This window comes from Nonomuraea sp. NPDC005501 (assembly GCF_040605905.1).
Taxonomy (GTDB): domain Bacteria; phylum Actinomycetota; class Actinomycetes; order Streptosporangiales; family Streptosporangiaceae; genus Nonomuraea.
The window spans coordinates 26,051-46,850 of sequence record NZ_JBEXDT010000023.1; the positions used below are offsets into that span (position 1 = coordinate 26,051).

The 20,800-nt window shown below is 72.4% G+C and carries 16 protein-coding genes; 9 read left to right on the plus strand and 7 right to left on the minus strand.

What is annotated here, in order from left to right; all coding sequences use genetic code 11:
• Window positions 1-142: 142 nt before the first annotated feature.
• Together ABZS51_RS14480 and ABZS51_RS14485 are read right to left on the minus strand one after the other, a co-directional pair.
• Entirely contained in the window at window positions 143-1,330 is a 1,188-nt protein-coding gene (locus tag ABZS51_RS14480; protein WP_355440153.1) for an MFS transporter, read from the minus strand.
• Between the two features lie 691 nt (window positions 1,331-2,021).
• Window positions 2,022-2,540, minus strand: a complete 519-nt coding sequence (locus ABZS51_RS14485) for a TetR/AcrR family transcriptional regulator (protein WP_355440156.1) — start codon at window positions 2,538-2,540, stop codon at window positions 2,022-2,024.
• A gap of 53 nt (window positions 2,541-2,593) precedes the next feature.
• On the opposite strand from ABZS51_RS14485, the gene ABZS51_RS14490 reads away from it, so the two are divergent.
• Complete coding sequence (locus tag ABZS51_RS14490) at window positions 2,594-3,757, plus strand: cysteine desulfurase family protein (RefSeq protein ID WP_310708725.1); 1,164 nt, start codon at window positions 2,594-2,596, stop codon at window positions 3,755-3,757.
• A gap of 45 nt (window positions 3,758-3,802) precedes the next feature.
• On the opposite strand, the gene ABZS51_RS14495 is transcribed toward ABZS51_RS14490, so the two are convergent.
• Window positions 3,803-4,882, minus strand: a complete 1,080-nt coding sequence (locus tag ABZS51_RS14495) for a DUF695 domain-containing protein (protein ID WP_355440160.1) — start codon at window positions 4,880-4,882, stop codon at window positions 3,803-3,805.
• Between the two features lie 132 nt (window positions 4,883-5,014).
• Here ABZS51_RS14495 and mnmA point away from each other — a divergent pair, with 132 nt between their 5' ends.
• Window positions 5,015-6,094, plus strand: coding sequence for a tRNA 2-thiouridine(34) synthase MnmA (gene mnmA / locus ABZS51_RS14500; RefSeq protein ID WP_355440163.1), 1,080 nt, complete (start codon window positions 5,015-5,017; stop codon window positions 6,092-6,094).
• Between the two features lie 47 nt (window positions 6,095-6,141).
• Here the strand turns inward: mnmA and ABZS51_RS14505 are convergent, their stop codons facing one another.
• Window positions 6,142-6,783: an MBL fold metallo-hydrolase gene (locus ABZS51_RS14505; protein ID WP_310708728.1), complete on the minus strand. Its 642-nt coding sequence runs from the start codon at window positions 6,781-6,783 to the stop codon at window positions 6,142-6,144.
• A gap of 23 nt (window positions 6,784-6,806) precedes the next feature.
• On the opposite strand from ABZS51_RS14505, the gene ABZS51_RS14510 reads away from it, so the two are divergent.
• From ABZS51_RS14510 to gatB, 7 genes are all read left to right on the plus strand, one after another.
• Window positions 6,807-7,796, plus strand: coding sequence for a methionine synthase (locus tag ABZS51_RS14510; protein ID WP_355440166.1), 990 nt, complete (start codon window positions 6,807-6,809; stop codon window positions 7,794-7,796).
• A gap of 76 nt (window positions 7,797-7,872) precedes the next feature.
• Window positions 7,873-10,062, plus strand: a complete 2,190-nt coding sequence (gene ligA / locus ABZS51_RS14515) for an NAD-dependent DNA ligase LigA (RefSeq protein ID WP_355440169.1) — start codon at window positions 7,873-7,875, stop codon at window positions 10,060-10,062.
• Window positions 10,063-10,541: 479 nt separating this feature from the next.
• The gene (locus ABZS51_RS14520; RefSeq protein ID WP_355440172.1) at window positions 10,542-12,617 is read left to right on the plus strand and encodes an EAL domain-containing protein; all 2,076 of its coding nucleotides are present in this window, start codon (window positions 10,542-10,544) and stop codon (window positions 12,615-12,617) included.
• Between the two features lie 53 nt (window positions 12,618-12,670).
• Window positions 12,671-14,107 carry an ATP-binding protein gene (locus ABZS51_RS14525; protein WP_355440175.1) on the plus strand — a complete coding sequence of 479 codons (1,437 nt, stop codon included), beginning with the start codon at window positions 12,671-12,673 and terminating at the stop codon, window positions 14,105-14,107.
• A gap of 109 nt (window positions 14,108-14,216) precedes the next feature.
• Window positions 14,217-14,516: an Asp-tRNA(Asn)/Glu-tRNA(Gln) amidotransferase subunit GatC gene (gene gatC, locus ABZS51_RS14530; protein ID WP_113699768.1), complete on the plus strand. Its 300-nt coding sequence runs from the start codon at window positions 14,217-14,219 to the stop codon at window positions 14,514-14,516.
• The gene (gene gatA / locus ABZS51_RS14535; RefSeq protein WP_310708732.1) at window positions 14,513-16,003 is read left to right on the plus strand and encodes an Asp-tRNA(Asn)/Glu-tRNA(Gln) amidotransferase subunit GatA; all 1,491 of its coding nucleotides are present in this window, start codon (window positions 14,513-14,515) and stop codon (window positions 16,001-16,003) included. The genes gatC and gatA overlap by 4 nt, the downstream gene beginning before the upstream one ends.
• Before the next feature lie 23 nt (window positions 16,004-16,026).
• A complete protein-coding gene (gatB, locus tag ABZS51_RS14540; protein ID WP_355440275.1) occupies window positions 16,027-17,514 on the plus strand; it encodes an Asp-tRNA(Asn)/Glu-tRNA(Gln) amidotransferase subunit GatB in 1,488 nt (495 codons plus the stop codon).
• A gap of 163 nt (window positions 17,515-17,677) precedes the next feature.
• Here the strand turns inward: gatB and ABZS51_RS14545 are convergent, their stop codons facing one another.
• Genes ABZS51_RS14545 through ABZS51_RS14555 form a run of 3 tightly spaced genes read right to left on the minus strand, consistent with a single transcriptional unit; the run spans window position 17,678 to window position 20,724 of the window.
• The gene (locus ABZS51_RS14545; RefSeq protein WP_355440179.1) at window positions 17,678-19,198 is read right to left on the minus strand and encodes a tripartite tricarboxylate transporter permease; all 1,521 of its coding nucleotides are present in this window, start codon (window positions 19,196-19,198) and stop codon (window positions 17,678-17,680) included.
• On the minus strand, window positions 19,199-19,744 hold the full coding sequence (locus ABZS51_RS14550) for a tripartite tricarboxylate transporter TctB family protein (protein WP_355440182.1): 546 nt from the start codon (window positions 19,742-19,744) through the stop codon (window positions 19,199-19,201).
• Window positions 19,744-20,724, minus strand: a complete 981-nt coding sequence (locus tag ABZS51_RS14555) for a tripartite tricarboxylate transporter substrate binding protein (protein ID WP_355440185.1) — start codon at window positions 20,722-20,724, stop codon at window positions 19,744-19,746. Before ABZS51_RS14555 ends, ABZS51_RS14550 begins: the two co-directional genes overlap by 1 nt.
• Between the last annotated feature and the right edge of the window lie 76 nt (window positions 20,725-20,800).

A 20,800-nucleotide genomic window follows, 5' to 3' on the forward strand; every position in this document is an offset into this window, starting at 1 on the left:
CAGCTCGTAGAACTGGAGGAGGCTGGAGACCGCCGGGATCGCGCAGACCACGGCTGTGGTGTACGGCTTCACCATGGCGTTCAGCCTCGCACGGCGGCTCTCGACGGAGCAGCCCAGGTGCGAGGCTGAACGGTGACAACGGTCAGGCGGCGACCTCGACGCGCTCGCGCGCCGGCAGCACCCGGACAGCCGCGGGCTCCTCGCGCGGCAGCAGGCGGGACGCCAGCGCGATCAGCACGCCGAGCACCACCGCGATCCCGAGCGCGGTACGCAGTGAGGTGGCGTCCGACAGGAAGCCGATGACGACCGGCCCGAGCAGCAGCCCCGCGTACCCCATGGCCCCTGCCTGCGCGATGGCCGGACCCGGGTTGTCCGTGGCGGTCCCCGCGAGCGAGAGCGTCATCGGCGAGATCGTCGCCACGCCCAGCCCGACGAAAAACATCGCGAGCACCGCCATCAGCGGCGCGGGCGACGCCAGCACGACCGTGAAGAACCCGGCCGTGGCCAGCCCCGACACGGTCAGCATGCCGCGCACCCCGAACCGGGACCGCAGCCGGTCGCCGGTCAGCCGCGCGAGCAGCATGCCCGCCTCGAACACGGGATAGCCGAGCGCCGCCAGCGCCTCCGGCGCGCCCAGTGTGTCGCGCATGAACAGGCCGTTCCAGTCGGCGACCGTGCCCTCGACCATGAACGCGAAGAACATCAGCGCGCCCAGCAGATAGACGATCGGCGGCATGCGACGCCGCGCGGCCGTGCCGGCCTGGGAGGCGGGGGCCTCGGGCAGGTACGCGCGGCCGGCCAGGATCATCACCGGCAGGGAGAGCAGGCCGACGAGCGCCAGGTTGGCGGTGAACGACATGCCCAGCGCGATGGCCACGCTGCCCAGGGCGCCGGCGGAGATGGCGCCGACGCACCAGCCCGCGTGCATGCCGTTCATGAGGGGACGTCCGTAGGCGCGCTCGACCGTGGAGCCCTGGGCGTTCATGGCGATGTCCACCATGCCGAACGCCATGCCGAAGAACGCGGCGGCGGCCAGGAGGACGGGCAGGTTGGGCGCGTACGCCACGGCGGCCAGGCCGACCGCCGTCAGCGGCCCGCCGACGCGCAGGACCGACCTGCTGCCGAACCGGGCCATGGCGCGGCGCATCGACTGCATGGTGACGAGGGCGCCGAGGCCCCAGACGAGCAGGATCGTGCCCACGACGGACTCCGACAGGCCCAGCTTGTCGGTCAGCGCCGGGATGCGCACGGTCATCGTGCCCACCATCAAGCCGGCCATCACAAATGTCAGGATTGCCCCGTATCGGGCCATCCGCAGGTCCTTCGCCATCAGCACACCTCTCAGAGCGTCACGCAAGGTCAGTCAGTCGGAATGTCGGGGGAACGGGCGCCGGCGGGGGACCGGCGCCCCTTCGAGGGCGGGCGCCGGCGGGGTCGGCACCCGGGGGGAACGGGCGCCGTGGGGTGCCGGCGCCCGTTCGGGGCGGGTGCCGGCCGGGGCCGGCGCCCTTCGGGGCGGGAGTGGGAGCGGCGGGAGTTCCGCGTCCCTTGGGGCAGTCGGGCGCCTCGGGGCACGCGGCCGCCGTCCTGCGGGCAGGAGGCGGAGCGGCGTGCGCCTGGACCGTGGGGGGCTGGGGCGAGGTCCGCGCCTTCGCGCGTCCACCCTTCGGGGCCCGCCGAGCCGGGCACGGCGCCTCCGACTCGGCCGGAGATCCTGCCGAAGCCCTGGGACGGGGGCGTTCCGCTCGGCGTGGAACGTTCCGGTCGGGCCAAGGCGTCCCGGCCCGGACGGCGGGTCACGTCGCGACTGCCGAGCCGCGCGCAGGCCGCCGTGGCCAGGCACGATTCCCGAGCCAGAGCCTCCAACACCGCCCCGCGCCGCCTTATTTCCGCCGCGCGCCGCGTTCACGGCCCGCCCGGAAACCGCGCCCGAAGCCCGCCCGTGAACGGCGCCCGAAACCCGCACGGAAACCCCGCGCCAGGGACCTGGAGCGGCCGCGGCGGAGGGAAACCCCAGGGCGCTAGGACACGGGAGGAGGTTTCAGCAGGGAGCGGAGGCGGGCCTCCAGGGCCTGCAGGTCGCTCTCCGTGTTGAGCTCCGGGTCGTGGCTGGCCACGTCCCAGAGCCCCTCACACGCGAGCCGTACGACCTGCGACGCCAGCGGGTCGGGCTCCCCGCGCAGCTCGTCGCGGTGCCAGCGGGTCATGGCCTCGCGCAGCGGCGCCAGCAGGAACAGGTTGCCCGAGGCGCCGGTCACGACGGCCCATCTTCGCAGCCGGCCCGAGCGTACGGCGGCCAGCGTGGCCGTGAGGTAGCGCTCGGTGTAGGTGTCGCCCGGCTGGGCGGCCATGAGCTGGTCGAAGTCGTCGATGAGGCGCTCGACCATGGCTTTGATCAGGGTCTCCTTGCTACTGAAGTGGTAGAGGAGACCGCCCTTGCTCACTCCCGCGCGGTCGGCGACGGCGGAGAGCGTGAGCGCGGCCGCGCCCTGGTCGCACAGCAGATCCTCCGCGGCGTCCAGCAGCTCATCCCGTCTCATGCCTCCACTGTACCGTCCGGACGGTACAGTGGCAAACGAGATACCCTTGCCGGGTGAACAGACCCTCGGTCTACCTCGATCACGCCGCGACCACGCCCATGCTCCCCGAGGCGATCGAGGCCATGACGGAGCAGCTCGGCCAGGTCGGCAACGCCTCGTCGCTGCACGCGGCCGGGCGGCGGGCGCGCAGGGTCGTCGAGGAGGCGCGCGAGACCATCGCCGACGCGCTCGGCGCCCGGCCGAGCGAGGTGGTGTTCACCTCCGGCGGCACCGAGGCCGACAACCTCGCCCTCAAGGGCCTCTACTGGGCGCGCGCCCCGCGCCGCCGCATCCTGATCAGCTCGATCGAGCACCACGCCGGCCTCGACCCCGTCCACTGGCTGGCCGACACGCAGGGCGCCCAGGTGGAGCCGCTGCCCGTCGACGAGGTCGGCCGCGTCCACCCCGACACGCTGCGCGCCGCCATCGCCCGCGACCCCGGCGGCGTCGCCCTGGTCAGTGTGATGTGGGCCAACAACGAGGTCGGCACCGTCCAGCCGGTCCAGGCGCTGGCGGCGGTGGCGCACGAGCACGACATCCCGTTCCACACCGACGCGGTGCAGGCGGTCGGCCAGCTGCCCGTGTCGTTCGCCGGGTCGGGCGCCGACGCGATCACCGTCAGCGGCCACAAGACAGGCGGCCCGGTCGGCGTCGGCGCGCTGCTGCTGGCGCGCGGCCTGACGCCCGTCCCCGTGCAGCACGGCGGCGGGCAGGAGCGTGACGTGCGCTCGGGCACGCTGGACGTGCCCGCCGTCGCGGGCTTCGCCGCCGCGGTGCGGGTCGCGGTCAAGGAGCAGGAGAGCCAGCGGCTACGGCTGACGGAGCTGCGCGACGACCTCATCCGGCGCGTACGGCAGGCGGTGCCCGACGTCGTGCTCAACGGCGACCCGGAGGGGCGGCTGCCGGGCAACGCCCACTTCTCCTTCCCCGGCTGCGAGGGCGACGCGCTGCTCATGCTGCTGGACGCCAAGGGCGTGGAGTGCTCGACCGGCTCGGCCTGCTCGGCGGGGGTGGCCCAGCCGTCCCACGTGCTGCTGGCCATGGGGGCCGACACGGTGGCGGCGCGCGGGTCGCTCAGGTTCTCGCTGGGTCACACCTCGACGCGGGAGGACGTGGACCGGCTCATCGAGGTGCTCCCGGCCGCCGTCGAGCGCGCCCGCCGCGCCGGCCTCGGCTGACCCGGGCGATCCGCCGCCCAAGACGGAGAAGTCAGGACGGAGAAGTCAGGTGAGGAAGGGGGCGACCGCCGTCCAGGCGGGGTCGTCCGACACCTGCACCCGCGCCCTGCCCTCGGTCCACCCCTTGACCAGCTCCTCGGCCCAGGTGTGGGCGTCGCCGTCCCGGTCGGCGTACAGGTGGAAGATCCGCAACCCCTCGGCGCTCAGCCGGACGGCCAGCAGGGCCGTCTCCCGGCGGTCGAGCAGCTCGGCGGTGAGCCGATCCTCGAAGGACTGCAGCGAGCTCAGCGAGCCGACGGCGGGCAGGCCGCCCTCGTCGCGGTGCCGGTACGGCAGCGTGATCTCGATGTGCCGGTCGAGCAGCGGATGGTCCACCGGCCGCAGCGGATGGCGGGCGCTCGCGTGCAGCGGCGCACCGCTGACCGTCTGCCCCTCCAGCAGCGCCCACTGCTCCTCGCCGGGGCCGGGGGCGAGGTCCGAGGCCAGGTCGGCCACCACGGCCGGCAGGTGCGCGGCGGCCACCGCGTCGATCGGCTCGAACGTCACCGGCGTGATCTCGCCCACCCACCGGGCCACGTCGTCCTCGCCCAGCAGCCAGTCGAGGGCGAGCAGCGTCGCCTCCATCCGGATGTCCTCGTCGAGCTCGCCGAAGATCGGGTGGTAGGCCGACACGTCCACGCGCGAGCCGTCGCGCGGCACGCGCAGCCCCAGCGTCAGCTTGTCCAGCTCGACCGTGCGCCCGTCCATGTCGAAGGTCCGCTCCGAGGCGCGCGGGTCGGCCTGCCGCGACGGGTGGAACTCCCACAGCAGGTCGCCCTCCGGCGCCGCCCTGGCCCAGCGGTGGGCCAGCGGCCGCAGCTCGGCGTCGCCCGCGGCGGTCACCACCAGGGCGTGCGCCGCCTCCTTGCCCGGGGCCAGCTCCCAGACCAGGCCGGGATGCAGCGCGCTCACGGCGGGGTCGAGCAGCTCCGCCAGGCCGTCCGCGTCACCGGCCGCCACCACGGCTTCGACGCGGGGCCGCGCCTCCTGCCACCACGCCCAGAACGCGGGCACGCCGGCGCCCGGCCCGCCCGTCCCGTGCCCGCCGGTGCCGTCCTCGCCGTCCTTGCGCCCGAACAGTCGCATAGTCGTGCATCCTTTCAGACCCCGCGCGTCCTCGCCTCCTCACCCCGGGGGCGTCATCAGGCGTCACCGGCTCGCGGCGGCCCGCCATCGGCGCGAGGCGCACTCTCCACGGGACAGTACGCTTGGAACGTCATGGGATTGCGTGTGCTTGCCGCCATGTCGGGCGGCGTCGACTCAGCCGTGGCCGCGGCCCGGATCGCCGAGGCCGGCCACGAGGTGACCGGTGTCCATCTCGCCCTGTCGGCCAACCCTCAATCCCACCGTACGGGAGCCAGGGGCTGCTGCACGATCGAGGACTCGCGGGACGCGCGCCGCGCCGCCGACGTGATCGGCATCCCGTTCTACATCTGGGACATGGCCGAGCGCTTCCAGCGTGACGTGGTCGAGGACTTCGTGGCCGAGTACGCGGCGGGCCGCACGCCCAACCCGTGCCTGCGGTGCAACGAGAAGATCAAGTTCGCGGCGGTGCTCGACCGGGCGCTGGCGCTCGGGTTCGACGCCGTGGCGACCGGCCATCACGCCAGGCTCGTGGACGGCGTGCTGTCCCGCAGCGTCGACCAGGGCAAGGACCAGTCGTACGTGCTGGGCGTGCTCACCCGCGAGCAGCTCAGCCACGCGATCTTCCCGCTGGGCGACTCCACCAAGGCCGAGGTGCGCGAGGAGGCCGCCCGGCGCGGCCTGACCGTCGCCGACAAGCCCGACAGCCACGACATCTGCTTCATCGCCGACGGCGACACGCGGGGCTTCCTGGCGAAGCGGCTGGGCGAGGCCGAGGGGCCGATCGTCGACGAGTCGGGCGAGGTGGTGGGCAGCCACCAGGGGGCCCACGGGTTCACGGTGGGGCAGCGCAAGGGCCTGCGCATCGACCGGCCCGCCTCCGACGGCAGGCCGCGCTACGTGCTGTCGATCGAGCCGGTGTCCAACACGGTCACCGTGGGACCGCGGTCGGCGCTGGAGGTCACGACGATCACGTGCGGCCGCCCGGTCTGGAACGGGCCGTCCGTCCACGACGACCCGCCCGGCCGGCTCCGCGACCTCACCGTCCAGCTCCGCGCGCACGGCGAGGTGTACGGGTGCCGCTTCGAGGAGACCGGCGACCGGCTGCACATCGAGCTGGACCGCCCGGCCACGGGCGTCGCCGCGGGCCAGGCGGCGGTGCTCTACTCCGGCGCGACCGTCATCGGCAGCGCCACGATCAGCCACGCCGTCTGATCCGAGGCCCGCGCTTCCGCGCGCGGGCAAGGCCCGGGGTGGCGCTGTCAGCCGAGGGTGACCGACTCGCCGACGGGGATCCGCCGGATGTCGGCGCCCTGCTTGTCCGACTCGAGCTTGAGCCAGCTGTCCAGCAGGCCCAGCCCCACGTCGCTGTACAGCGCGTCGTGCGTGGAGTACGCCCGCGCCGGCCGTACCGTGCGCAGGTACTCGACCATGTCCGGCAACCTGAGCCACGGCGCGGAGGTGGGCACCAGGAGGGTCGGCACGTCGGCTTCGGGCACCGTGAGCGCGTCGCCCGGGTAGAACACCTCGTCGTCGATCATGAAGCCGACGTTCTGCACGATCGGCATGTCGGGATGGTTGGCCGCGTGCCACTCGCCGAACGCCTTCACCCCGAACCCCGCCACCTCGAACGTGTCGCCGTGGCGCACCGTACGGACCTTGGCGGGCACCCCTTCCGCCGCGGCCAGCTCCTCGGCGACCGCCTCGCACGTCCAGATCTCCAGCTCCGCCGGGGCGGCCCTCAGCCGGTCGGGGACGACGTGGTCGGCGTGCTGGTGGGTGATCAGCACCGCGTCGGCGCCGTCCAGGGCCTCGGCCTCGCTGAACATCCCCGGGTCGATGACGAGGACCTTGCCGTCCTTCTCCAGCCGCACGCAGGCGTGACCATATTTGGTGAGTCTCATCTTGGAGAGCCTACGCTTGTCCCATGTTGACGTGGGAAGCCACCGGGGTCGGGTCGCAGCCGGGGCAGGATCATCTGGAGGCGGCACGGCTGGTGTTCGGCGAGCTGCCGGACCTGCCCTACCTTCCGGAGCTCCCCGCCCGGGGAGTGGGCGCGGACATGATCGGCCGTACGGCGGGGCTGCTGGTGGAGCTCCCGGTGGAGGTGCAGCCGTCGGGCTGGCGGCTGACCGGCCGGCCGGGGCGCGACCACCAGCGGGCCGTGGACCACCTCCGGCGCGACCTCGACGGCCTGGAGGAGGTGGGCCACGCCTACGAGGGGCCGTTGAAGGTGCAGGTGTGCGGCCCGTGGACGCTGGCGGGCGCGCTGGAGCTGCGCCACGGCGACAAGGTGCTGTCCGACCACGGGGCCGTGCGCGACCTGGCCGACTCCCTCGCGCAGGGCGTCGCCGAGCACATCGCGGAGGTGCGGCGGCGCCTGCCCGGCGTCACCGAGGTGGTGCTCCAGCTCGACGAGCCGGGCCTGCCGGGGGTGCTGGCCGGCACCGTGCCGACCGCCTCGGGTTTCGGCCGGCTGGCCGCCGTGGAGGAGTGGCGGGTGGAGGCGTCGCTGCGCCGGTTCCCCGCGCCGATCGTCCACTGCTGCGCGCCGTCCGTCCCGTACGACCTGCTGCGCCGCGCGGGCGTGCGCGGCGTCTCCGTGGACGCGTCCCTGGTCAGGCGGCGTGACGAGGAGGCGGTCGGCGAGGCGGTGGAGGCCGGGCTGCTGCTGTTCCTCGGCGTGGTGCCCGGCACCGACACGCGGCTGCCGGACGTGGGCGTCGTCGCCAAGCCCGCCGTGGAGCTGTGGCGGCGACTCGGGTTCCCGGCGGAGCGGCTGGCCGGGCAGGTGGTGCTCACGCCGTCGTGCGGGCTGGCCGGGGCCTCGCCCGCGTACGCGAGGGCGGCCCTGGCGGCCTGCCGGAAGGCGGCCCGGGTGCTCCGTGATGATCCGGAGGCGGGGGGCGCCGAATGACGCCCCCACCTGGCCAATCTTGTCGGTGCCCGGCGATAGCGTTCTCCCAGGGGTCGAGGAAGGAAGGGGTGCCGGCGTGAGCGAGCTGAACACCGAGGCCGGGGGCGTGCCGGTGGAGGCGCTGAAGCGGCATGCCGAGGTGTCGGAGCTGGTGGAGGAGGCCCGCTGGCGCTACTACGTGCTCGACCAGCCCACGGTCAGCGACGCCCAGTTCGACGCCTGGTTCAACGAGCTGCTGGCGCTGGAGGAGGCGCACCCCTCGCTCCAGACGCCCGACTCGCCGACCCAGAAGGTGGGCGCGCCGGTCTCCGGCGACTTCGCCAAGGTCGATCACCTCGCCCGCATGGAGAGCCTGGACAACGCGTTCAACGCCGCCGACATGGCCGCCTGGCAGGCGCGCGCCGAGCGGCTCGCCGAGCGCGACCCCGGCCCCTACCTCGTGGAGCTCAAGATCGACGGGCTCGCGATCGCGCTCGTCTACCGCGACGGCAGGCTGGAGCGCGGCGCCACCCGGGGCGACGGCCGCACCGGCGACGACGTGACGGCCAACGTCCGCACCATCAGGGGCGTGCCCCACCGGCTGACGGGCGACGACGTGCCCAGCCTGGTCGAGGTGCGCGGCGAGGTCTACATCCCGGTCGCCGACTTCAGGACGCTCAACGAGCAGCTCGTCGAGCAGGGCAAGCCCCCCTTCGCCAACCCGCGCAACTCCGCGGCCGGCACCCTGCGGCAGAAGGACCCGCGCATCACCGCGCAGCGGCCGCTCCGCATGATCGTCCACGGGGTCGGCGTCTGGGAGGGCGCCACCCCGCCGCGCACCCAGTCCGAGATGTACGAGCGGCTGCGCGCCTTCGGGCTGCCGGTGAGCGACCTGTACCAGGTCGTGGGCAGCGCGGCCGAGGTCAACGAGTTCATCGAGCACTACCACGTCCACCGGCACGACCCCGCGTACGAGATCGACGGCGTGGTGGTCAAGGTGGACGACTTCCGCCTCCAGAGGGAGCTGGGCTCCACCTCGCGGGCGCCGCGCTGGGCGATCGCCTACAAGTACCCGCCGGAGGAGGTCAACACCAAGCTCCTCGAGATCCAGGTGGGCGTGGGCCGCACCGGCCGCGTCACGCCGTTCGCGGTGATGGAGCCGGTGACCGTGGCCGGGTCCACGGTGGAGCGGGCCACCCTGCACAACGCCGCGATCGTGGTCAAGAAGGGCGTGCTGATCGGCGACACCGTGGTGCTGCGCAAGGCCGGCGACGTCATCCCCGAGGTCGTCGGGCCGGTGACGGCGCTGCGCGACGGCTCCGAGCGGGAGTTCGTCATGCCGACGCACTGCCCCGAGTGCGGCACCGAGCTGGCCTACGAGCGTGAGGGCGACGCCGACCTGCGCTGCCCCAACGCCCGCGGCTGCCCCGCGCAGATCCGCGAGCGCCTCTACTTCGCGGCCGGGCGCAGCGCCCTCGACATCGACGGCCTGGGTTACGTCGCGGCCACCGCGCTCAGCCAGCCGCTGCCGCCGCAGGAGCCGGTGGTGCGCACCGAGGCCGACCTGTTCGACCTGACGCTCGACCAGCTCATCCCGATCCGGTCCGTGGTGCGCGACATGGACAGCGGCCTGCCCAAGATCGACGCGAAGACGGGCGAGGAGAAGGTCGTCTCGTTCTTCTCCAACCTCAACGGCGAGGCCAGCCAGAACGCGCTCAAGCTCATGGAGTCGCTGGAGCAGGCCAAGCAGGTGCCGCTCTGGCGCGTCCTGGTGGCGCTGTCGATCCGTCACATCGGCCCGCCCACGGCCAGGCTGCTCGCCGGCGAGCTGCGCTCGATGGACGCCATCATGAACGCCTCGGAAGAGGAGCTGGCTGCGGTCAAGGACATCGGGCCCCGTACGGCGGCCACGATCCGCGAGTGGTTCCAGGTCGACTGGCACCGCGAGATCGTCGAGCGCTGGCGCGCGGCCGGGGTCCGCATGGAGGACGAGCCGGCGCCGGAGAAGGGGCCGCAGATCCTCGACGGGCTCACGTTCGTGGTGACGGGCACGCTGGAGGGCTACACGCGCGACTCCGCGGCCGAGGCGCTCACCAGCCGGGGCGGCAAGGTGTCGGGGTCGGTGTCGAAGAAGACCTCGTTCGTGGTCGTCGGGGAGAACGCCGGGTCCAAGTACGACAAGGCGGTCAGCCTGGGGGTGCCGATCCTGGACGAGGCGGGCTTCGAGGTCCTGCTCAAGGACGGGCCGGAGGCGGCGGCCAAGGCGGCGGTGACGCCGGAGGGGTGACCGGGCCCGATCGCCGCCCCGCCCGGATCGGGCGCCATGAGGCAGGGGCGAGGTCCTGTGTGACACGACGCGGGGGGAGACGGCCGGTTACTTGTGTGCCAGGGCTCGGGCAGCAGGCCGGGTTCTTGTATGACACCACGTGGGGAGGAGGCCGGTTCCCTACGTGACACGACGTGGGGAGGAGGCCGGTTCCCTACGTGACACGACGTGGGGAGGAGGCCGGTTCCCTACGTGACACGACGCGGGGAGCGGGGCGGGGCGCTGGGCGACACGCCCGGGGAGCGCACGGATCACATCGGCGGGGAGCAAAAGGGCCGAAAGCCGCCGCGCAGGTACAGAGCGTCGATATGCTGGCTACACAGTGTGCTTTCCGGGCATATGTCCGAAAGGAGAAGTGACGGAACGTACGCGCTTGGTTTCGCGAAGTGGGGTAAAGGTCGTACCCTCCCATAGTGACCTGATGGGGGTTCTGTTTACCGATGACTGACCCAACCGACACCCGCGACACAGGACCACGCGTCGGCACGCCCCTGTGGGCGTACCTCGCGGGCATCACCGTGATCGGCTTCACCGCCCTGATCGTGGCCCTGCTGAGGCTGGATCCCGCGCCCCTGGTGGAGCTCGCCCGCACGCCCCTGTTCTGGGTGCTGGCCGTGCTGGTCATCCTGGGAGAGCTGCGGCCCGTGATGGTGTCCTCCGCGGCCGTGGTGGGCGGCACCTACCCCTCCACGATGTTCACCTTCGCCGTGCTGCTGCACTTCGGCCTGCCCGTGGCGGTGCTCATGCAGTGCGTGGCCGTCGTGATCAACGGTGTGGTGACGCGCCGGGCGTGGCACCGGGTGATGTTCAACACCGCGCAGTCGACGCTGGCGCTGACCGCCGCCGCCGTGGTGCTGGGCGTGTTCGGCATCATGCCGAGCCCGGCGCGGCCGTGGGTGCCCGACGGCAGCGACCTGGCCGCGCTCGGCATCGCCGGCGTCGCCTACTTCGCCATCCGGGCCGCGCTGGTCAGCGGTGCCGTCGCCCTGCACGAGCGCCGCTCGATCGTGCGGGTGCTCAGGGCCTCGGCCGGGCCGCAGAGCCTCGTGTACGCGGGCCTGCTCGGTCTCGCGCCGCTGGTCGTGGTCGTCATGGGCCAGGCGCCGGAGATGGTGCCGCTGTTCGTGGCGCCGCTGGCCGCCGTCTACTTCACCGCCACGCTGTCGATGCGCCGCGACCACCAGGCCATGCACGACGAGCTGACCGGCCTGCCCAACCGCAAGATGCTCATCGTCAGCACCGAGGAGGCGCTGGCCGAGGCCCGCCAGGACGAGCGGGTCGGCCTGTTCCTGCTGGACCTCGACCGGTTCAAGGAGGTCAACGACACGATGGGGCACCCGGTGGGCGACCGGCTGCTGCAGATGGTCGCCCACCGGCTCACCCACTCCGTGCGTCCGGGCGACGTCGTGGCCCGGCTGGGCGGCGACGAGTTCGCCGTGCTCCTGCCCTCCATCCGCGACGCCCACGCGGCACGCGAGGTGGCGGCCCGGTTGCGGGCGGCCCTGACCGAGCCCGTGCGCCTGGAGGGCATGACGTTCGATCTCGACGGCTCGGTCGGCATCGCCCTCTACCCCGACCACGCCCCCGACTTCGAGCTGCTGCTGCAACGCGCCGACGTGGCCATGTACCTCGCCAAGGAGAGCCGCACCGGCGTGGAGCTCTACCAGCCGAACAAGGACCGCAACTCGCCCGAGCGTCTCAACCTCCTCGGCGACCTGCGCCGCGCCGTCGACAACGGCGAGCTGCGGCTGCACTACCAGCCCAAGGTGAGTCTCACCGACGCGGCCGTCCACGGGGTGGAGGCGCTGCTGCGCTGGCGCCACCCGGTGCACGGGCCGATCGCGCCGTCGGAGTTCATCCCGCTGGCCGAGCAGTCCTACCTGATGCGCCAGCTCACCGCGTACGTCATCGACAGCGCGCTGGAGCAGGCGGCCCGCTGGTGGCACACGGGCCTGCGGGTGCGGATCTCGGTCAACATCTCGGCCCGCGACCTGCTCGACTCGGCGCTGCCGGAGCAGCTGGAGATGGGGCTGGCCAAGTACCAGCTCCCGCCGGCCGCCATCCAGCTGGAGGTCACCGAGCGCATCCTCATGGGCGACCAGGTCTACCAGCACGAGGCGATCAAGGCGCTGGCCGCGCTCGGGGTGCCGCTCGCGCTGGACGACTTCGGCACCGGCTACTCCTCGCTCATCCGGCTCCAGCGGCTGGCCATCTCCGAGGTCAAGATCGACGCGTCGTTCGTGCGGCGGATCGCCGAGTCCGAGGACGACGCGCGAATCGTGCGCTCGATCGTCGACCTGGTCCGCTCGATCGGGCTGCGCTCGGTCGCCGAGGGCGTCGAGACGGACGCGGTCGCCCTGCGGCTGGCGGAGATGGGCTGCGACCTCGGCCAGGGCTGGCTGTTCGGCAAGCCGATGCCCCCGGCCGACGCCACGGCCTGGCTCCGCGACCGCTTCGACCCCTCCACCTCGGACATCGAGTACGGCTACCGCCCGGAGGTCACCCAGACGGCGTAGGAGATAGGAGTACACTTCGTCGAAGTACACTCCTACATCCTTGGGCGGTTTGTGTGTTCCCCAAGCCCGAGCGTGTCTTCGCCCGTGACTTCGAATGGCGGCACCTGGCTCGCTTCGCCGCCGGCGTCGGCCGCCGTCCCCAGCTCGGCGTCGTCAGCGGGCGCCGCCGCCAGGGCAAGACCTTCCTGGTGGAGGCGCTGGCGCGAGAGACCGGCGGGTTCTACTTCGGAGCGACCGAGGCCACCGAGACCGAGTCGCTGCACCTGTTCTCCACCGCGCTCACCGAGCATGTCCAGGAGCCGACGCCGTACCGGTTCGGTGACTGGGACGAGGCCATGCGCCGGCTGTTCGCGATCAGCGCCGAGCGGCGCGAGCTCATGGTCATCGACGAGTTCCCCTGTCTGAGCAAGGTCTCGCCTGTACTCCCGTCGATCATCCAGCGGGAGATCGACCGGGCCATCGCCGATGACCGGCCCGCGTCGTTGCTGCTGTGCGGGTCCGCGATGTCCGTCATGGGCCGCCTGCTGGCCGGCGGCGCGCCGCTGCGCGGCCGGGCGTCCATGGAGCTGGTCGTCCGCCCCTTCGACTACGACCTGGCCGCCCGGTACTGGCGGATCGACGATCCGCGGCTCGCCGTACAGGTGCATGCTGTCGTCGGCGGCACGCCGGCCTACTTGCGTTTCGTGGGGGGCGACACGCCCGCAGGGCCAGGTGACTTCGACGACTGGGTGCAGCGGACCGTGCTCGACCCGGGCACCCCGCTGTTCCGCGAGGCGCGCTACCTCCTGGAGGAGGAGGCGGACGTGCGTGACTCGGCGCTCTACCACTCGGTGCTGGCCGCGGTGGCGACGGGCAACGGCACTCGGGGCGGGATCGCCGCCTACATCGGGCGCAAGGCCGCCGACATCGGCCATCACCTCAACGTGCTGGAGGACAGCTCCCTGCTGCGCCGGGAACCCGACGTCTTCCGCCCCTCCCGCTCGGTCTATCACGTGTGCGAGCCCCTGGTCACCTTCTACCAGGTGGTGATGAGGCCGCGCTGGGGCCTGCTGGAGAGCGGTCGGGCGGCGGCGGTCTGGAAGGACTCGCGTGGCCGGTTCAGCGACCAGGTCCTCGGCCCGCACTTCGAGGAGATGTGCCGGGCGTTCGCGCGTGTGGAGGACGTTTTCGGCGAGCTGCCCGGTGAGGTGGGCGCCGGAGTGGTCACCGACACGGCGGAGCGCCGCCAGATCGAGGTGGACGTCGTCGTCTTCGCCCCCGCCATTCCGGGCGAGCCCCGCCGGATCCTGTCCCTGGGGGAGGCGAAGTGGGGCAGGACGATGGGGGCCGGGCACAGCGGCCGCCTCCGGCGGGCCAGGGAGCTGCTGGGAGCCAAGGGCTACGACGTGCGCGACACCGTGCTGGCCTGTTACAGCGGCCTCGGGTTCGACGGCGCGCTGCTGGGGGAGCGGGACGTCAGGACCGTCGGCCTCGCGGAGCTGTACGGGTGAGTGCGGGCGGGGCGCGTGTTTCCAGGTGGTTAATGGTTCGGAGGCGATCCGTCAAGGCCCCTAGGATGTGAGTGTCCAAACTCCATCCACGAAACGGGTTCAACGACTCATGTCCGCCATAACCCGCGACGAGGTCGCACACCTGGCCCGGTTGTCCAGGCTGGCGCTCACCGACGACGAGCTCGACCACTACGCCACGCAGCTCGATGCCATCATCGAGTCGGTCGCGAAGGTAGCCGAGGTCGCCGCCGAGGACGTGCCGCCGTCGTCGCACGCGCTCCCGCTGACCAATGTCTTCCGTGCCGACGAGGTGCGACCGTCCCTGACGCCCGAGCAGGCGCTCTCCGGCGCCCCCGCCGTCGAGGACGACCGCTTCCGGGTGCCGCGCATCCTCGGGGAGGAGGCATGAGCCTGATTCGTAAGACCGCCGCCGAGCTCGGCGCGATGATCGCGGCCGGCGAGGTGTCGGCCGTCGAGGTGGCCGAGGCGCACCTCGACCGCATCGCCGAGGTCGAGCCGAAGGTCAACGCGTTCCTGCACGTCGACCGGGAGGTGACGCTCGGCCAGGCGCGCGCCGTCGACGAGCGGCTGCGCGCCGGTGAGCGGCTCGGCCCGCTGGCCGGCGTGCCCATCGCGCACAAGGACATCTTCGCCACCGAGGACATGCCGACCACGGCCGCGTCCAAGATCCTCGAAGGCTGGCACCCGCCGTACGACGCGACCGTCACGCGCCGCCTGCGCGAGGCCGGGCTGGTCATCCTGGGCAAGACCAACCTGGACGAGTTCGCGATGGGCTCCTCCACCGAGAACTCCGCCTACGGCCCGACCCGCAACCCGTGGGACCTGGACAGGATCCCGGGTGGCTCGTCGGGTGGTTCGAGCGCGGCCGTCGCCGCGTACGAGGCGCCGCTGTCGACCGGTACCGACACGGGCGGCTCGATCCGGCAGCCCGCGGCGGTCACCGGCATCGTCGGCATGAAGCCGACCTACGGTGGATCGTCCCGCTATGGCCTGATCGCGTTCGCCAGCTCGCTCGACACGCCGGGCCCGTTCGCCCGCAACGTGCTGGACGCGGCGCTGCTGCACGAGGCGTTCTCCGGGCACGACCCGATGGACTCGACCTCGATCGACGCGCCGGTGCCCTCCGTGGTGGAGGCGGCCCGGCAGGGCGACGTGGCGGGCCTGCGGGTCGGCGTGGTCAAGGAGTTCGGCGGCGACGGCTACCAGCCCGGCGTGCTGGCCCGCTTCCACGAGGCCGTGGCGGTGCTGGAGTCGCTCGGCGCCAAGGTCGTCGAGGTGTCCTGCCCGTCGTTCGCGACCGCGCTGCCCGCGTACTACCTGATCGCGCCGTCGGAGTGCTCCTCCAACCTGGCGCGTTTCGACGCCATGCGGTACGGCCTGCGCGTCGGCGACGACGGCACCCGCAGCGCCGAGGAGGTCATGGCGCTGACCCGGGCCGCCGGCTTCGGCCCCGAGGTCAAGCGGCGCATCATGCTGGGCACCTACGCCCTGTCGAGCGGCTACTACGACGCCTACTACGGCCAGGCGCAGAAGGTGCGCACGGTCATCTCGCGCGAGTTCGAGGCCGCCTACCACCAGGTGGACGTGCTGGTCTCGCCGACGACGCCCACGACGGCGTTCCCGATCGGCGAGCGCGCCGACGACCCGATGGCGATGTACCTCGCCGACCTGTGCACGATCCCGACCAACCTGGCCGGCAACGCGGCCATCTCGGTGCCGTGCGGCCTGGCCGACGAGGACGGCCTGCCGGTCGGCCTGCAGATCATGGCCCCGGTGCTGGGCGACGACCGCTGCTACCGGGTCGGCGCCGCGGTCGAGAAGGCCCTGGAGAGCCGCTGGGGCGGCCCGCTGCTGAAGGAGGCTCCGGCACTGTGACGGACACCGGTACGACCACGAAGATGCCCTACGACGAGGCGCTCGACCGGTTCGAGCCGGTGCTCGGCCTGGAGACGCACGTCGAGATGGGCACCGCGTCGAAGATGTTCTGCAGCTGCCCGACCACGTTCGGCGCGCCGCCCAACACGCACGTGTGCCCGACCTGCCTGGCGCTGCCCGGCTCGCTGCCGGTGGCCAACGCGAAGGCGATCGAGTCGACGATCCGCATCGGCCTGGCGCTCAACTGCTCGATCGCCGAGTGGTGCCGCTTCGCCCGGAAGAACTACTTCTATCCGGACATGCCGAAGAACTACCAGATCTCCCAGTACGACGAGCCGCTCTGCTTCGACGGCTACGTCGACATCGAGGTCGAGGGCAAGACGGTGCGCATCGAGATCGAGCGGGTCCACCTGGAGGAGGACACCGGCAAGTCCACCCACATGGGCGGCGCGACCGGTCGCATCCACGGCGCCGACTACTCGATCGTCGACTACAACCGGGCCGGCATCCCGCTGGTCGAGATCGTCACCAAGCCCATCCCGGGCACCGACCGGCTGGCGCCGGAGGTGGCCAAGGCGTACGTCACCGAGCTGCGCGAGATCATGCGCTCCCTCGGCGTCTCCGACGTGCGCATGGAGGAGGGGTCGCTGCGCTGCGACGTCAACGTCTCGCTCATGCCGCGCGGCTCGTCGGAGTGGGGCACCCGCACCGAGACCAAGAACGTCAACTCCCTGCGCAGCGTCGAGCGGGCGGTGCGCAGCGAGATCGAGCGGCAGGCCGCGGTCCTGGCCGGCGGCGGCCGGATCGTGCAGGAGACCCGCCACTTCCACGAGGACACCGGCACGACCACGTCCGGCCGGTCCAAGGAGGAGGCGCAGGACTACCGCTACTTCCCCGAGCCCGACCTGGTGCCGATCGCGCCCGACCCGGCGTGGGTGGCCGAGCTGAAGGCGGCCCTGCCGGAGCTGCCGTCGGTCAAGCGCCAGCGGCTGCAGGCCGAGTGGGGGCTGTCCGACCTGGACATGCAGGCCATGCACAACGCCGACGCGATCGACCTGGTCGAGGCGACGGTGGCGGCGGGCGCTCCGGCGGCCGACGCGCGCAAGTGGTGGATGGGCGAGCTGGCCCGCCGCGCCAACGAGACCGGCGTCGCGCTCGCCGAGCTGCCGATCACGCCGGCCCAGATCGCCCGCGTCACCGAGCTGGTGGCCTCCGGCGCGCTCAACGACAAGCTCGCCCGCGAGGTGCTCGAAGGCGTGCTGAACGGCGAGGGCACGCCGGACGAGGTGGTCGACAAGCGCGGCCTCAAGATCGTCAACGACGAGGGCGAGCTGTCGGCGATCATCGACGAGGTCCTCGCCGGCAACGCCGACGCGGTCGAGAAGGTCCGCTCCGGCAAGATCGCGGCGGTGGGCGCGCTGGTCGGCGGCGTGATGAAGGCCAGCCGTGGCAAGGCCGACGCGGCCCGGGCACGGGTGCTGATCCTGGAGAAGCTGGGCGTCTCCGAGTAGGCGCGCACCGACGTAGGCGCGCACCGACGTATGTGCGCACCGAGGTAAGTGCGCTCAGGACGCGCGAAAGGTCCCGCCGGCACCTGAACGGCGGGACCTTTCGCACATCCCCTTGACGCCTCCCCTGAAGAAGCACTGACGCCAGTGCCCCCCAGGGCGGCGGCTAATCCTCTTCGTGGATGACGGCCGGCGCCAGGTCCTTCCGCACGGCCAGCCTGCGCACCACCGGCGTGAGCAGCGCCGCCAGCGCGAGCACCAGCAGCACCACGGCGACCGGGCTCTTGACCAGCACGGTGACGTCGCCCGCGCCGATGGCCAGGGCCCGGCGGAGCTGGATCTCCGCCATCGGGCCGAGGATCATGCCGATGACGGCCGGCGCGACGGGCAGCCCGAAGCGGCGCATCGCGAACCCGAGCAGTCCCAGCACGAACAGCACGACCAGGTCCACCACGGTCCCGTTCAGGGCGTAGACGCCGAGGGCGGCGAACACCACGATCCCGGCGTACAGGTAGGGCCGGGGGATCCGCAGCACCCGCGCCCACAGCGGGGCGAGCGGCAGGTTCAGCACCAGCAGCATCGTGTTGCCGATGAACAGCGACGCGATCATGCCCCACACCAGCGCGGGGTTGTGGTCGAACAGCTGCGGACCGGGCTGCAGGCCGTACTGCTGGAAGGCGGCCAGCAGGATCGCGGCCGTCGCCGAGGTCGGCAGGCCGAGCGTCAGCAGCGGCACGAGCGTGCCCGCCGCGGAGGCGTTGTTGGCCGCCTCCGGCCCGGCCACGCCCTCGATGGCGCCCTTGCCGTACTCCTCGCGGGCGACGCCGCGGGCCAGGCGCTTCTCGGCGGCGTACGACAGGAAGGTGGGGATCTCCGCGCCGCCGCCCGGCAGCGCGCCGAACGGGAAGCCCAGCGCGGTGCCGCGCAGCCACGGCGCCCAGGAGCGGGCCCAGTCGGCGCGGCCCATCCAGGCCCGGCCCACGGGCACCACCTCGGGCGTGGAGTGACGCAGCCGCGAGGCCACGTACAGCGCCTCGCCGAGCGCGAACAGCCCGACCGCGACGATCACCACGTCGATGCCGTCGAGCAGTTGCGGGATGCCGAGCGTGAGCCGCGCCTGCCCGGTCTGCTGGTCGATGCCGATGAGCCCGATCACCAGGCCGAGCCCGAGCGAGGCGAGGCCGCGCACGAGAGAGCGCGACAGCACGGCCGACACGGCGGTGAACGCGAGGATCGCCAGCGCGAAGTAGTCCTCCGGCCCGAACGAGATGGCGAAGGCCACCACCGCGGGGGCGGCGACGACGAGCAGCGCGGTCGCGATCGTCCCGGCCACGAAGGAGCCGATGGCGGCTGTGGCCAGGGCCTGGGCGGCCCGCCCGCGCCGGGCCATCTTGTTGCCCTCCAGCGCGGTGATCATCGACGACGACTCGCCGGGCGTGTTGAGCAGGATCGACGTGGTCGAGCCGCCGTACATGCCGCCGTAGTAGATGCCGGCGAACATGATGAACGCGCTCGCGGGCGGCACCGTGAACGTGATCGGCAGCAGCAGCGCCACAGTCATGGCCGGGCCGATGCCGGGCAGCACGCCGACGAGCGTGCCGAGCGTGACGCCGACCAGCGCGTACATGAGGTTGACCGGGGTCAGCGCGGCGCCGAACCCGTCGAGCAGGAGCTGGAGCGAGTCCACCTACAGCACCCCCCTCAGCCAGCCGCCCGGCAGCGTGACGCCGAGCCCTCTGACGAACAGCAGGTACGTGACGAGCCCGATGACCACCCCGACGACCGCCGCGCGCACCTTGTGCTCGGCGCCGAGCGCCACGGACAGCCCGAAGAACAGCAGGGCCGAGCCGATGACCCACCCGACGACGTTGAGCACGGTGACGAACGCCAGGAAGATCCCGCTGACCAGCGCGACGCTGCGCCAGTCGGCGGGCGCCCCGGCGTCGACGTCCTCGCTCTCCTCGGGGTCACCCTGGCCGCCGCGCAGCACGTCGGCCACGTAGAAGACGCCCACGACGATCATCGCGCCGCCGACCAGGGTCGGGAAGAACCGCGGGCCGAGACCGAGCTGCGAGGCCGCCGCCGACACGCCGAGCGTGCCGACGATGACGAACACGCCCAGCCCCAGCACCACGAGGGCCAGCACCAGCTCGGGCCGCCACCACCGGCGCGGCGCCTCCCCGGCCGAGGGCTCACCGGAGGGGGCGCGCACGGGTGTGTGTGGGGAGGACATCAGGACACGAGCCCCATCTCGGCGATGATGCCCTTGACCCGGGCCTGCTCGGCGTTGAGGTAGCCGGCGAACTCCTGGCCCGTCTGGAACGAGTCGATCCAGCCGTTCTTGGCGACCGCGTCCTTCCACGCCTGCGAGTCGTGCATCTTGGTCACCAGGTCGGTCAGGGCCTGCTTGTCGCCGTCGCTGATCCCGCCGGGCGCCACGAAGCCGCGCCAGTTGGCCAGCTCCACGTCCAGGCCGCCCTCCTTGAGGGTGGGCGCGTCGAGGCCGGAGATCCGCTGCCCGGAGGTGATGCCGAGGGCGCGCAGCTTTCCGGACTTCACGTGCTCGGCGAACTCGCCGATGCCCGAGACGCCGATCGTGACCTTGCCGCCGAGCAGCGCGTTGAGCGCCTCACCGCCGCCGGAGTGGGCGATGTAGTTGACCTGCTTGGGGTCCACGCCCGCGGCCTTGGCCATGAGGCCGGCCACGATGTGGTCGGTGCCGCCGGCCGAGCCGCCGGCCACGGAGACCTTGGCCGGGTCCGCCTTCCAGGCCGCGACCAGGTCGGAGAGCTGCTTGAGCGGGGAGTCGGCCGGGACCACGACGATCTCGTACTCCTCGGTCAGCTTGGCGACGGGCGTCGTCTCGGCCAGCGTGACCTTGGACTTGTTCTGCTCGATCGCGCCGAGCATGACCAGGCCCATGGTCATCAGCAGGTTGCCGTTGCCCTTCTCGCCGGCGAGCTGGGACAGCCCGATGGTGCCGCCGGCGCCGGGGACGTTGTAGACCTCGACCCTGCGCTTGGGGTCGGCGGACTTGATCGCCTGCTCGGCGACGCGGGACGTCTGGTCCCAGCCGCCTCCGGGGGAGGCGGGCGCCATGATCCGAAGGGCGCTGGTGCCGCCGGAGGCGGCGCCGCCACCGGCGTTCTCTCCGCAGCCGGTCAGGGCCGTGACGGAGATCGCCGCCAGGGCGGCGAGTATACGCAGACGCATGAGAACTCCAAGGGGGGATTTCACGGTATGAAATCTGGATGGTGAAGTCCGTCCCAGGCAGAGTCGAGCTTTATCC